This window comes from Streptomyces sp. NPDC107765 (genome assembly GCF_055657085.1).
In genome coordinates this window covers 105,441-118,095 of record NZ_JBVKBL010000010.1, presented here as the reverse complement: position 1 = coordinate 118,095, position 12,655 = coordinate 105,441, and the positions used below count along the sequence as shown (strand labels likewise).

12 protein-coding genes are annotated in these 12,655 nt (G+C 72.8%); 6 read left to right on the top strand and 6 right to left on the bottom strand.

Annotated elements, in window-relative coordinates; translation table 11 throughout:
- Positions 1-28: 28 nt before the first annotated feature.
- Positions 29-772 (bottom strand): RDD family protein, encoded by a 744-nt coding sequence (locus ACZ7MX_RS24120; RefSeq protein WP_472135230.1) that lies wholly within the window; start codon positions 770-772, stop codon positions 29-31.
- 102 nt (positions 773-874) lie between these two features.
- Positions 875-2,494 carry an RDD family protein gene (locus ACZ7MX_RS24115; protein WP_472135229.1) on the bottom strand — a complete coding sequence of 540 codons (1,620 nt, stop codon included), beginning with the start codon at positions 2,492-2,494 and terminating at the stop codon, positions 875-877.
- A gap of 242 nt (positions 2,495-2,736) precedes the next feature.
- Between ACZ7MX_RS24115 and ACZ7MX_RS24110 the strand changes: the two genes are divergently transcribed.
- Positions 2,737-3,222: an SsgA family sporulation/cell division regulator gene (locus tag ACZ7MX_RS24110; RefSeq protein ID WP_472135228.1), complete on the top strand. Its 486-nt coding sequence runs from the start codon at positions 2,737-2,739 to the stop codon at positions 3,220-3,222.
- A gap of 61 nt (positions 3,223-3,283) precedes the next feature.
- Here ACZ7MX_RS24110 and ACZ7MX_RS24105 read toward each other — a convergent pair whose 3' ends face one another.
- From ACZ7MX_RS24105 to hppD, 4 genes are all read right to left on the bottom strand, one after another.
- Positions 3,284-4,762, bottom strand: a complete 1,479-nt coding sequence (locus ACZ7MX_RS24105; RefSeq protein WP_472135226.1) for a dihydrolipoyl dehydrogenase family protein — start codon at positions 4,760-4,762, stop codon at positions 3,284-3,286.
- Positions 4,763-5,027: 265 nt separating this feature from the next.
- Positions 5,028-5,318: a ribosomal protein L7/L12 gene (locus ACZ7MX_RS24100; protein WP_472135224.1), complete on the bottom strand. Its 291-nt coding sequence runs from the start codon at positions 5,316-5,318 to the stop codon at positions 5,028-5,030.
- Between the two features lie 72 nt (positions 5,319-5,390).
- Positions 5,391-6,755: an FAD-binding oxidoreductase gene (locus tag ACZ7MX_RS24095; RefSeq protein ID WP_472135222.1), complete on the bottom strand. Its 1,365-nt coding sequence runs from the start codon at positions 6,753-6,755 to the stop codon at positions 5,391-5,393.
- 86 nt (positions 6,756-6,841) lie between these two features.
- Complete coding sequence (gene hppD / locus ACZ7MX_RS24090; RefSeq protein ID WP_472135220.1) at positions 6,842-7,999, bottom strand: 4-hydroxyphenylpyruvate dioxygenase; 1,158 nt, start codon at positions 7,997-7,999, stop codon at positions 6,842-6,844.
- A gap of 129 nt (positions 8,000-8,128) precedes the next feature.
- On the opposite strand from hppD, the gene ACZ7MX_RS24085 reads away from it, so the two are divergent.
- The 5 genes from ACZ7MX_RS24085 to ACZ7MX_RS24065 are packed head-to-tail and all read left to right on the top strand — an operon-like array spanning position 8,129 to position 12,553.
- Positions 8,129-8,596, top strand: coding sequence for an Lrp/AsnC family transcriptional regulator (locus ACZ7MX_RS24085; RefSeq protein WP_472135218.1), 468 nt, complete (start codon positions 8,129-8,131; stop codon positions 8,594-8,596).
- Between the two features lie 19 nt (positions 8,597-8,615).
- Positions 8,616-9,263 carry an ABC transporter permease gene (locus ACZ7MX_RS24080; protein WP_030414527.1) on the top strand — a complete coding sequence of 216 codons (648 nt, stop codon included), beginning with the start codon at positions 8,616-8,618 and terminating at the stop codon, positions 9,261-9,263.
- Positions 9,256-10,554 carry a betaine/proline/choline family ABC transporter ATP-binding protein gene (locus ACZ7MX_RS24075; protein ID WP_472135216.1) on the top strand — a complete coding sequence of 433 codons (1,299 nt, stop codon included), beginning with the start codon at positions 9,256-9,258 and terminating at the stop codon, positions 10,552-10,554. The genes ACZ7MX_RS24080 and ACZ7MX_RS24075 overlap by 8 nt, the downstream gene beginning before the upstream one ends.
- Positions 10,551-11,513, top strand: coding sequence for an ABC transporter permease (locus ACZ7MX_RS24070; RefSeq protein ID WP_472135215.1), 963 nt, complete (start codon positions 10,551-10,553; stop codon positions 11,511-11,513). The genes ACZ7MX_RS24075 and ACZ7MX_RS24070 overlap by 4 nt, the downstream gene beginning before the upstream one ends.
- A complete protein-coding gene (locus tag ACZ7MX_RS24065) occupies positions 11,510-12,553 on the top strand; it encodes a glycine betaine ABC transporter substrate-binding protein (protein WP_472135213.1) in 1,044 nt (347 codons plus the stop codon). Before ACZ7MX_RS24070 ends, ACZ7MX_RS24065 begins: the two co-directional genes overlap by 4 nt.
- Positions 12,554-12,655 lie beyond the last annotated feature (102 nt).

Sequence of the window (12,655 nt, the reverse complement as noted above, 5' to 3'; positions counted from 1 at the left end):
GGGGCCGTAGCCGGGCCCCGGTTTCCGGCTACCGCGGCTCGGTGGAGACCACCACCGTTTTCGCCGCCTTGTCGTGCAGGCACTGCTGGTACGGCTTGTCCCAGGTGCACCACAGGACGTTGACCAGCCAGAAGATGAAGCCGCAGCACGGCACGATCTCCGGCAGGGTGTAGACGGCGGCGCGGATCCAGGCCGCCTGGCCGGTCGGGATCGAGCCGTTCGCGAGCATCGCCACCCGGATCTTCATCGCCATCTTGCCGACGGTCTGGCCGCGGTTGGCGAGCATCAGCCCTTCGTAGATCAGGTACGCGAGCATCGTGACGCCCGACACCGTGGACTGTCTGCCGGCCTGGGCGCTGCTGGTGGAGAAGTAGTCCACCCCGCCGACGATCACGTACATGATGATGGAGACCGGGACGCCGATGAGGAGGGCGTCGATGATGCGCGCGAGCAGCCGGCGGCCGCGGTTCGCCAGCGGCGGCATACCGGCCAGCGGGTCGGCGCCGTAGCCGCTGCCGTAGGGGTCACCGTAGGGGCCGCCGCCGTACGGGGAACCGCCGTAGGGCGGCGTCCCGCCGGGGGGAGGCGTCCCGCCGGGCGGAGGGGTCCCGCCCGGGGGCGTGCCGCCGGGCGGCGGGGGCCCGCCCGGAGGCGTTCCCCCAGGAGGCGGGGTTCCGCCCGGGGGAGGTGCGCCGCCTTCGCCGCCGCCCGTGCCGCCGCCCTGCGGTGCGTTGTTACGGGGGGAGCCGTTGCCGGGCTGGTCGGTGCTCATGGCCCGAGTCGACCCCTTGTCGCGGCCGGCCGCATCCGGCCAGGCCCGTTCGGGGGACGGATTCCGGCCGGGCGGATCAGCCGGGGCCGAGCGGCGGGCGGATCAGTCGGCGGCGACGAACGTCCGGGCCAGCTTGTCGTGCCAGCACTGCCGCCACGGCCGGTCGAACAGGCACCAGACGACGTTCACCACGCCGATGGCGAGGACGCCGAGCACGCTGTAGCAGAACCAGCGCTTGAGCGCGGCGGCGAGCATCGGGGTGTCGTGGCTCTCGATGTCCAGCACCCGTACGCCGCACAGCTTCTTGCCCAGCGTGCGGCCCCACTTGAGGACCGGCAGCGCCTCGTAGAGCGCACCGCCGATGAGCAGGACGGCGAGGATCGTGACGAAGACCGGGGCGGTGGTGCCGTCGATCAGATAGACCGTCACCTCGCGGCCGGACTGCCGGGCCGCCTCGACCTTGGCGTCGATGTGGTCGGTGACGGTGCTCCACATCGGGACGGCGACGGCGGCGGTGGCCGCGCCCAGCACGAGGGTGTCGATCAGCCGGGCGGCGAGCCGGCGGCCGAGTCCGGCCGGGTGGCCCTGCGCGGCCTGGGCGGCCGCGAAGAAGGGGTCGGCGGCGCTCGGCGGCTTCCAGGGGATGACGCCCTCCGCGCCGGCACCCTGGGCCCCGGCACCCTGGGCGGGCCCGGAGGCCGGGGGCGCGGACGGGGCGGGGGCGGTGGGAGCGGGGGCGGTGGGAGCCGGGGCGTGCTGCTGCGCCGGGAAACCGGTCGCGGGGGCGGGCGGCTGCCCGCCGGGGGCCGGCTGGCCCTGGTGCGGGGCCGGCTGTCCCGTTTGCGGGACCGGGTTCTGCGGTGCGGGGTTCTGCTGGGCCGGGGCCTGCTGGGCCGGGGCCTGCTGGGCCGGGGCGCCGACGGAGGGCAGCGACTGCGGGGCGCCGCCGGGCGTCGGGGAGGCGTTGCGGCCGCCGCCCGCCACGCGGATCGCCATGGTCTCGTTGCCCTTGGCGGGCTTGGCGGCGCCCGGGCGTACCGCGCGGATCGCCGTGGTGCCGTGGTCGCCGGAGTTCGGGCGGCGGGCGGCGGGGTTGACGGCGCGGATGGTGACGGTCCCGTCGGACGGGGCGTCGGGGGTGCGGGGGGCGCCGGGCGCGGGCGTCGCGGTGGACGACGTGCCGGGCACGTTGCCGGCCGCGGGGTCGGCGCCGGGCAGGTCGTCGCGCTGCTGCGGCACCGAGCCCCAGGAGGCGGCGCCCGACGGGGTGCCGGCGGGGGCCTGGTCGTGGGCGCCCCAGGAGATGCGGCGGTCGGTCTCGTTGCCGAAGCCGCCCTGCCGAGAGGCGTCGGCCTGCCAGGCGGAGGCCGGTTCCGGACTGGTGCCGTGCAGCCGGGCCGGGTCGTCCCAGCCCGCGGCGGCGGGACGGGTCTCGACCTCGCCGCTGCGGCGCACCGCGGGGAGCCCGGCGCCGCCGGCCGGCTCGTCCTCGTCGAGGAAGACCGGGCCGGTCTCCTCGACGGCGGGTGTGGGAGCGGCGGACGGCGGGGTCACGCCGGGCGGTGGGGCGGGCATCGCCTCGCCGTCAGCGGGGGCGGGGCGGCTGGTGCCCGGCACCCATGCGGCACCGTTCCAGTACCGGATGTAGCCGGGGATGGACGGGTCCGGGTAGAAGCCTGGCGTGGGGCTGCCGCCGGCGGATCCTGAGGTAGGGGCGCTCATGTCCGAAGTCCCGTATCTGTTCTCGGCCTGGTGGGTGTGGGGTGCAGTCTGCCGCAACGCGGCGTCCACATCTATCAGACCCCGGGTCACTACCGTGCCTGTGCCCGCTCACGACCACCTGGAAGAGGCCCGGAAAAAAAGTTGTACGAAGTCGTGTAAGAGTCCGGCACCTGGTGCCTCTCTCCTGGTGCGGGCCCGGTCCCAGGGCGACCGCGTCGGACGGGATGGGAGAGGCGGAGCTCATGCACACCGTGGTGGAACGAGAACTGGAACTGGGCCTGGTGCTGTCTCCGGAGCGGAGCGTTCCGGTGCCGGCGCGGCTGACGTACCGGACCGATGACCCCTATGCCGTCCATGTCACCTTCCATGTCGGTTCGAACGCGCCGGTGAACTGGACGTTCGCCCGTGAGCTGCTGGTGGAGGGCGTGTTCCGGCCGTGCGGCGAGGGGGATGTGCGGGTGTGGCCGGTGAAGGTGGACGGCCGGAGCCTGGTGTGCATGGCGCTGGACTCGCCGGACGGGGAGGCGCTGCTGGAGGCGCCGGCGACGGCGGTCTCGGCGTGGCTGGAGCGCACCTTGCGGGTGGTGCCGCCCGGGGCGGAGCAGGGGCATCTGGACCTGGACAAAGGGCTGAGCGAGCTGTTCGCGATGGCGTCCCGGGACGAACTGCGGCCGGGCGGCGAGTCGTCCGGGTGGTCGGCGGACGACTCGCCGGAGCCGGGGGCGTAGCGGCCGGCCGGCGCGAAGGCCCTCCCCCGGCAGCCCGGGAGCCGGCCGGCCGGTCGGTGGGTCAGCCGCGGTAGGTCTCCAGCAGCCGCAGCCACACCTCGCTGATGGTCGGGTAGGCGGGGACCGCGTGCCACAGCCGCTCGATGGGGACCTCGCCGGCCACCGCGACGGTCGCCGAGTGCAGCAGTTCGGCGACGCCCGGGCCGACGAAGGTGGCGCCGAGCAGCACCTCGCGGTCGAGGTCGACGACCATGCGGGCGCGGCCGCGGTAGCCGTCGGCGTACAGGGAGGCCCCGGCGATCGCGCCGAGGTCCTGGTCGACGACCTGGTAGCGGTGTCCGGCGCGTTCGGCAGCGGCGGCGGTCAGGCCGACGGAGGCGGCTTCGGGGTCGCTGAAGACGACCTGGGGGACGGCGCGGGTGTCCGCGGTGGCGGCGTGCGCGCCCCAGGGGTCGGATTCCAGGATGGGGACGCCGCGGGCGCGGGCGGCGATGGCGGCGCCGGCGATCCTGGCCTGGTATTTGCCCTGGTGGGTCAGGAGGGCGCGGTGGTTGACGTCGCCGACGCCGTAGAGCCAGCCGCCGGTCACGCCGTTCACCCGGCAGCTGTCGTCGACGTCGAGCCAGGAGCCGGGTGCCAGGCCGACCGTGTCGAGGCCGATGTCGGCGGTGCGCGGGGCGCGTCCGGTGGCGATGAGCAGTTCGTCGGCGACGATTTCGGCGTTGTGGGTGCCTCCGGGTCCGCCGGGTCCGGGGGGAGCGTCGAGGACGACGGTGACCGGGCCGCCGGGGATTTCCCGGCGGACCTCGCGGACCTCTGCGCCGGTGCGCAGGTCGACGCCGGCTTCGGTGAGCGAGGCGGCGACGAGGTGGCCGGCGAAGGGTTCCATGCGGGGCAGCAGTCCGTCGCCGCGGACCAGGAGCGTGACGGAGGCGCCCAGGGCGCGCCAGGCGGTGGCCATCTCGACGCCGACGACGCCGCCGCCGACCACGACGAGGTGGCCGGGTACGGCCTGGGAGCTGGTGGCGGCGCGGCTGGTCCAGGGGCCGGCCTCGGCGAGGCCGGGGACGGGCGGGAGGACCGGGCGGCTGCCGGTGCAGACCGCGACCGCGTGCCGGGCGGTGAGGGTGCGTTCCCCGTCGACGACGACGCGGCGGGGGCCGGCGAGCCGGCCGTGGCCGCGGACGAGGTCGATGCCGGCCGAGTCGAGCCAGCGGACCTGGCCGTCGTCCTTCCAGTGGGCGGCGACGGCGTCGCGGTGGGTGAGGACGGCGGGGGCGTCCAGGGGGCCTTCGGCGGCGTCCTGGAGGCCGGGGACGCGGCGGGCGTCGGAGCGGGCGGTGACCGGGCGGAGCAGGGCCTTGCTGGGCATGCAGGCCCAGTAGGAGCATTCGCCGCCGACGAGTTCGCTCTCGACGATGACGGCGCTCAGGCCGGCGGCGTGGGCGCGGTCGGCGAGGTTCTCGCCGGTGGGTCCGGCGCCGAGCACGATGACGTCGTAGGCCTCGTCGGCGGGCGGGGTCGCTTGGGTCGCTGCCATCGGCTCTCGCTCCCTGTGGTGGGCGGGCGGCCCGGCGGGGGCCGCGGGAAGGGCCGCGGGGCCGGGTCCCTTCTGGCCATCCTCTGCCCACGGGGCCGTCCCCGCATCCGCCGCGGAGCCGTCACGTCGCGGTGCCCCATCGGCACCGCGCCGGTCCGGCGGGCGGGTGGCGCGTACGTCGGCGGGTCCGTCCGGCGGGCCGGTCGGCGGGTCCGTCCGGCGGGCCGCGGGCGCCCGTCGGCCGGCCGGTGCGTCCGGCGGGCCGTCAGCGGGTCCGGCGTTCGACCGCTTCCTTGGCCTCGGCGAGTCCGGAGCCGGTCAGCTCGCGGTGGAGCTTGATCGCCTGGATCTTCCGGCCCTTCGCCAGCAGTGCGTCGATCTCGGCCAGCCGGGGGTCCTGCGGCTCCTCGATGCCGGCGTGGGCGAGGAGCAGGTCCACCTTGTTCTCCAGCCGGACGAGCCGCCGCTCCAGGGTTTTGGAGCGGCGGTCGGTGGAGGAGGACAGGACGGCGAGGCTGAGGACGACGAGGGCTATGCCGGGAAGCAGGTTTTCCATGGCGGAAACTCTACGGGCGGGGTGGGCGGCATGGGCACGACAGGGCGGCAGCCCCCTTCAACCCCTTGCAGCTCAGAACAGTTTGCCGGGGTTGAGAATGCCCCGGGGGTCGAAGACCTGCTTGATGTCGCGGTGCAACTCCAGTGCCACCGGGCCGAGTTCGCGGGCCAGCCAGTCCTTCTTCAGCAGGCCGACGCCGTGTTCGCCGGTGATGGTGCCGCCCAGGCTCAGGCCGAGCGCCATGATCTCGTCGAAGGAGGTGTGGGCGCGCCGCTCCTCGTCGGGGTCGGCCGGGTCGAAGCAGACCAGGGGGTGGGTGTTGCCGTCGCCGGCGTGGGCGCAGACGCCGATGGTGAGGCCGTACTTGTCGGCGATGGCGGTGGTGCCCTCCAGCATGGCGGCGAGCCGGGAGCGGGGGACGCACACGTCGTCGATGAGCATGGCGGGCTTGAGGCGTTCCAGGGCGGTGAAGGCGAGCCGGCGGGCCTGCAGCAGCAGTTCGGACTCGGCGGCGTCCTCGGCGGGGACGACCTGGGTGGCGCCGGCGTCCTCGCACAGCGCGCCGACCGCGGCGAGGTCGGGTGCCGGGTCGGGGGTGTCGAAGGCGGCCAGCAGCAGCACCTCGGTGGATTCGGGCAGGCCCATCTGCGCAAGGTCGTTGACGGCGCGGACGCTGGTGCGGTCCATGAGTTCCAGCAGGGAGGGGGCGTGGCCGCGGGCCATGATCTCGCAGACGGCCTGCCCGGCGGCGCCCACGGACGGGAACTCGGCGACCAGGGCGAGCTGTTGGGGCGGTTCGGGCTTGAGGGCGAGGGTGGCGCGGACGACGACGCCGAGGCTGCCCTCGGAGCCGACGAAGAGCCGGGTGAGGTCGTATCCGGCCACGCCCTTGGCGGTGCGGCGGCCGGTGGTCAGGAGGCGGCCGTCGGCGAGGACGACGTCGAGGCCGAGGACGTACTCGGCGGTGACGCCGTACTTGACGCAGCACAGGCCGCCGGCGGCGGTGCCGATGTTGCCGCCGATGGTGCACATCTCCCAACTGGAGGGGTCCGGCGGGTAGTAGAGGCCGTGTTCGTTGACCGCGCGGGAGAGGACGGCGTTGATGACGCCGGGTTCGACCACGGCGAGCCGGTCGGCGGGGTTGATCTCCAGGATGCGGTCCATCTTCACCAGGGACAGCACGATGCAGCCGTCGGTGGCGTTGGCGGCGCCGGCCACCCCGGTGCGCGCGCCCTGGGGGACGACGGGGACGCCGAGGGCGGTCGCCGTCCGCATCACGTGCTGGACCTGCTCGACGGTGCGCGGCAGGACGACGACGGCGGGCTTGCCCGCCGCGCAGAAGTTGGCCATGTCGCGGGCGTAGGAGCCGGTGACATCGGGGTCGGTGAGGAGGGCGTCGGCGGGGAGCCCGGCACGCAGCTGTCCGATGAGGTCCATGCGGTAAGCCTCGCATTCGTGGGCCGTACACGGAAGATCGTGTACGGCCCGGGGGCCACGGGCCCGTCGGCCGGTCGGGCGGCCGGTCAGAGGTTGCCGCGCCTGGCCTGCTCGCGCTCGATGGCCTCGAAGAGGGCCTTGAAGTTGCCCTTGCCGAAGCCGAGGGAGCCGTGCCGTTCGATCATCTCGAAGAAGACGGTCGGGCGGTCCTGGACGGGCTTGGTGAAGATCTGCAGCAGGTAGCCGTCCTCGTCGCGGTCGGCGAGGATCTTCAGTTCGCGCAGTTCGTCGATCGGCACGCGGGTGTCGCCGACCCATTCGCCGAGGGTGTCGTAGTAGGAGTCGGGCACGTCGAGGAATTCGACGCCGGCGGCGCGCATCTGCCGGACGGTGCTGACGATGTCGTTGGTGGCCAGCGCGATGTGCTGGACGCCGGGGCCGCCGTAGAACTCCAGGTACTCGTCGATCTGGGACTTCTTCTTGGCGATGGCCGGTTCGTTGATCGGGAACTTGACCTTCTTGGTGCCGTCGGCGACGACCTTGGACATCAGGGCGGAGTATTCGGTGGCGATGTCGTCGCCGACGAACTCCTTCATGTTGGTGAAGCCCATGACCTGGTTGTAGAAGCCGACCCACTCGTTCATCCGGCCGAGTTCGACGTTGCCGACGCAGTGGTCGATCGCCTGGAAGAACCGTTTCTGCGGGGGCTCGACGACCGGCCCCGCGGCGACGTATCCGGGCAGGTAGGGGCCGTCGTAGCCGGTGCGCTCGACGAGGGTGTGCCGGGTCTCGCCGTAGGTGGCGATGGCCGCGAGGACGACGATGCCGTGCTCGTCCTTGAGCTCGTAGGGCTCTTCGAGTCCCTTGGCGCCGTGCGCGACGGCGTAGTCGTAGGCGGCCCGGGCGTCGGGGACCTCGATGGCGAGGTCGACGACGCCGTCGCCGTGCGCGGCGACGTGCCCGGCGAGGAAGCGGCCCCGTTCCGTCGTGGGCTTGACGACGGAGGTGAACACGAACCGGGCGCCGCCGGATTCGAGCACGTAACTGGCGGTCTCGCGGTTGCCGTTCTCCGGTCCGGAGTAGGCGACGCGCTTCATGCCGAAGGCGGTGGAGTAGTAGTGCGCGGCCTGCTTGGCGTTCCCTACGGCGAAGACGACCGCGTCCATCCCCTTGACCGGGAAGGGGTCCGCCTGCCGGGCCGAGCCAGGGATGGTGGGCTGGGTGTGCATCGTGGTGTCTGCCATGGCCGCAGAGTCCCTCCGATCCACAAGATGCGCAATAGTTTGTGAAACCGCTGGGCAGTATGTACAGCGACAGCCGAATGAGGCCGGGCTATCTGTACATGATGACCATCGAAAACGAGGGAGCGGACATTGGCGATCGATCATCTTGACGGGGAGCTGCTGGAGCTGCTCGCCATAGAGCCGCGGATCGGGGTGCTGGAGGCGTCCCGGCGGCTGGGGGTGGCGCGCGGGACGGTGCAGGCCCGGCTCGACCGGCTTCAGTCGAATGGAGTGATCCGCGGCTTCGGTCCGGAGGTGGACCCGGCGGCGCTCGGTTATCCGGTGACCGCGTTCGCGACCCTGGAGATCAAACAGGGCCAAGGAAATGACGTACGGGCCCACTTGACGACCGTTCCCGAGGTGCTGGAGCTGCATACAACGACGGGACACGGGGACATGCTCTGCAGGCTCGTCGCCCGTTCCAACGCCGATCTGCAGCGGGTGATCGACCTCGTGGTGGGCTTTGATGGGATTGTGCGGGCCTCGACGGCAATCGTGATGGAAAATCCGGTTCCGTTGCGGATCATCCCGCTGGTGAAACAGGCATCGGGAGACTGACCGAGCGAGGAGAGCCACGGTGAGCTTCTGGGAGTACGTCGGCACCCGGCACGCCCAGCTGCTGACGGATGCGTACCAGCACGCCAGCGCGGTGTTCCAGTGCATGGTGATCGCCACCCTGCTGGGCGTGTTCCTCGGCGTGGTGACCTACCGCAGCGAATGGGCGGGCTCGCTCGCCACGACCACCACCGCCACCGTCCTGACCATCCCCTCGCTGGCCCTGATCGGTCTGCTGATCCCGATCGTCGGCCTGGGCGTCGCCCCGACGGTGATCGCGCTGACCCTGTACGGGCTGCTGCCGGTGGTGCGCAACGCCATCGTGGGACTGCGCGGGGTGGACCCGGCACTGGTGGACGCGGCCAAGGGCATCGGGATGTCACGGGCCGCCCGGCTGTTCCGGGTCGAACTCCCGCTGGCCTGGCCGCCGATCCTCACCGGCATCCGGGTCGCCACGCAGATGCTGATGGGCATCGCCGCGATCGCCGCGTTCGCCTCCGGGCCGGGCCTGGGCAACGAGATCTTCCGCGGCATCGCCTCGCTGGGCAGCGCCAACTCGCTCAACCAGGTCCTGGCCGGCACGGTCGGCATCGCCGTGCTGGCGCTCCTCTTCGACGCCGCCTACGTCCTGATCGGACGCCTGACCATCTCCAGGGGGATCCGTGCCTGAGACGAACGACCGGCCGGCGGCGAACGACCGGCCGGCGACACCCGCCGCCTCCGGCGCCGGCATCCGGCTGGAGAACCTCACCAAGACCTACCCGGGCAACCCCACCCCGGCGGTGGAGGACGTCTCCATGGAGATCAAGGCCGGCGAGACGGTGATCTTCGTGGGGCCGTCCGGCTGCGGCAAGTCCACCACCCTGAAGATGATCAACCGGCTGATCGAGCCGACCTCGGGCCGGATCCGGATCGGCGACGAGGACGTCACCGACATGGACCCGGTCAAGCTGCGCCGCAAGGTCGGCTACGCCATCCAGGCGTCCGGCCTGTTCCCGCACATGACCGTCGCCCAGAACATCGCCCTGGTCCCGAAGATGATCGGCTGGTCGAAGAGCCGGACGAAGAACCGGGTCGAGGAGATGCTCGACCTGGTCGGGCTGGACCCCGGCGAATTCCACGACCGCTATCCGCGCCAGCTCTCCGGCGGGCAGCAGCAGCGGGTCGGGGTGGCCCGGGCGCTGGCCGCCGACCCGCCCGTACTCCTCATGGACGAACCGTTCGGCGCGGTCGACCCGATCACCCGCGACCACCTCCAGGACGAGCTGATCCGGCTCCAGCACGAACTGCACAAGACCATCTGCTTCGTCACCCACGACTTCGACGAGGCCATCAAGCTCGGCGACCGCATCGCGGTACTCCGGGAGCGCTCGCACATCGCGCAGTTCGACACCCCCGAGGCGATCCTCACCAACCCGGCGGACGACTTCGTGTCCGGGTTCGTGGGCGCCGGGGCGGCCTTGAAACGCCTCAACCTCACCCGCGTACGGGACGTGGGCGTGGTGGACTTCCCCACCGCCGGGATCGCCGAACCACTGGAGTCGATCTTCGACCGGCTGCGGTCCGGGGCACACAACGAACTGCTGCTGCTGGACCGCAACCGCCGCCCGTACAAATGGCTGCGCCGCAGCGACCTCGCCCGGGCCAGGGAGACCCTGGCGCGGGCCGGCACCCTGGTCACCGACACCGTCACCCGGGACGCGACGCTGCGGGACGCCCTGGAGGCGGTGCTCACCGACAACGCGGGCCGGGTCGCGGTCACCGGGCGGCGCGGCGAGTACATCGGCGTGGTCGACATGGAGACGCTGATGAACAACGTCCACGAACTGCTGGAGGCCGACCGTCTGGAGGCCGTCGAGCACCAGCACGAGCTCCAGGAGCAGCGGGCCCGCCTCACGCACCGGGAGCAGGAGGGGCCGACCGGCCCGGCCGGTCCGGGAGCCGGGGGGAGCAGGGCATGAGCACCCCCGGCACCCCCGGCACCCCCGGCACCCCCGGCACTCCCGACGGTCCCGGCGGGCCCCGGAGCGCCGCCCGGCCGCGGCGCGCGGGCGGCCGCCCGGGGCCCGGCGAGCACGGGGCGAGCGACCACGAGGGGTTCGCGTTCCGCGACAACGTCGAGATGGAGCAGCGGGAGCTGGCCGCGGGCGAGGCGCCCACCCCCTCCGCGGCCCGCGGCGGACGGCGGATCAGCTGGCAGAAGTGGACGTTCATGCCGGCGTTCCTGTTCTTCGCGCTGTTGGCCACCTGGCTGTGGTTCCGCGGCGCGCAGCTGGACTCGATCGCCCATCAGGCGGTGGACGACGGCAAGGTGTGGCTGGCGCTGCGCCAGCACATCGTGCTGACCGCGGTGTCCACGTTCTTCGTGCTGATCATCGCCATCCCGCTGGGCATCGCGCTGACCCGGTCGCGGCTGCGCCGGGCCACCCCGTTCGCGATGGCCCTCGCCAACCTCGGGCAGGCCGTCCCGGCGCTGGGCCTGCTGGTCCTGCTGGTCATCTGGCTGGGCATCGGCGCCCGTTCGGCGATCGTCGGCATGGTCATCTACGCCGTACTGCCGGTGCTGGCCAACACCATCGCCGGGCTGCGCGGCATCGACCCGACGCTGACCGAGGCGGCCCGCGGGATCGGCATGTCCCCCGCCGGCGTACTGGGGAGGGTGGAACTGCCGCTGGCCGTGCCGCTGATCCTGGCCGGGGTGCGGACCGCGCTGGTGCTGAACGTGGGCACCGCGACCCTGGCCACGTTCGGCGGGGGCGGCGGCCTGGGCGATCTGATCTCGGCGGGCATCGTCACCCAGCGGATGCCGGTGCTGGTGCTCGGCTCGGTGCTGACGGTGGTGCTGGCGCTGCTCGTCGAATGGCTGGCGTCGCTCGCCGAACTGCTGCTGCGGCCGCGCGGCCTGGAGGTGGCCGTATGAGGCGTACGCCCCGCTCCCGCCGGCCGGGGCCATGCAACGGCGGCCCGGTGCTCCGCGCCCGCCGGCCGGGGCCGTGCCGGGCCGTGGCCGCCGCGCTGCTGGCCGGGCTGCTCGCCGGCGGCTGCGGCCTGGTCAGCGGCAGCGCGATGACCGACACCGTCCGGCCGGGCCCGAAGGCCGGCTACCCGGGCCGTCCGCTGACCGGGGCGCAGCTGACGGTGACGTCGAAGGAGTTCACCGAGCAGATCGTGCTCGGCCAGATCATGGGCCTGGTCTTCGAGGCCGCCGGCGCCCACGTCATCGACAGGACCAGCATCCAGGGGTCCATCGGCGCGCGGGAGGCCGTGAAGTCCGGCACCGCGGACGCCGCGTACGAATACACCGGCACCGGCTGGATCACCTACCTCGGCCACACCAAACCGGTCATCGACCCGCAGGAGCAGTGGCGGGTGGTGCGCGCCGAGGACCGGAAGAACGGCCTGGTCTGGCTGCCGCCGTCGACGCTGAACAACACCTACGCGCTGGCGCTCAACCCCGCCAACCAGAAGAAGCTGGGCGTCCACACCCTCTCGGACGTCGCCGCGCTGTCCCACAAGGACCCCGGCGCGGTGACCCTGTGCGTGGAGAACGAGTTCGCGACCCGCAACGACGGCCTGCCGGGCATGGCCCGCGCCTACGGCATGCGGGTGCCGTCCGGCAACGTCCGCAAGATGACTGGCGGCGTCGTCTACACCGAGACGAAGAAGGGCACCTGCGCGCTGGGCGAGGTCTTCACCACCGACGGCCGGATCAAGGCGATGAACCTGCAGGTGCTCGCCGACGACAAGCACTTCTTCCCGAACTACAACGCCGCGCCGGAGATCAACGCGGCGTCGCTGAAGAAGTACCCGGCGATGGCCGAGGTCCTCGCCCCGGTCACCCGCGCGCTGAACAACACCGTCGCCCAGGAACTGAACCGCAAGGTGGACGTCGACGGCGAGGACCCCCACCAGGTGGCGAAGGACTGGCTGCTGAGGGAGGGGTTCATCAGGGAGGGGTAGCGCGGGACCGCGCACCGGGCACGGAGGCCCCCGCCCGGTTTCACGGGACTGGGCCGGGCGGTGGCCGTGGGCCGCACTGCGGAGACCTCTCCCCCACCCTGT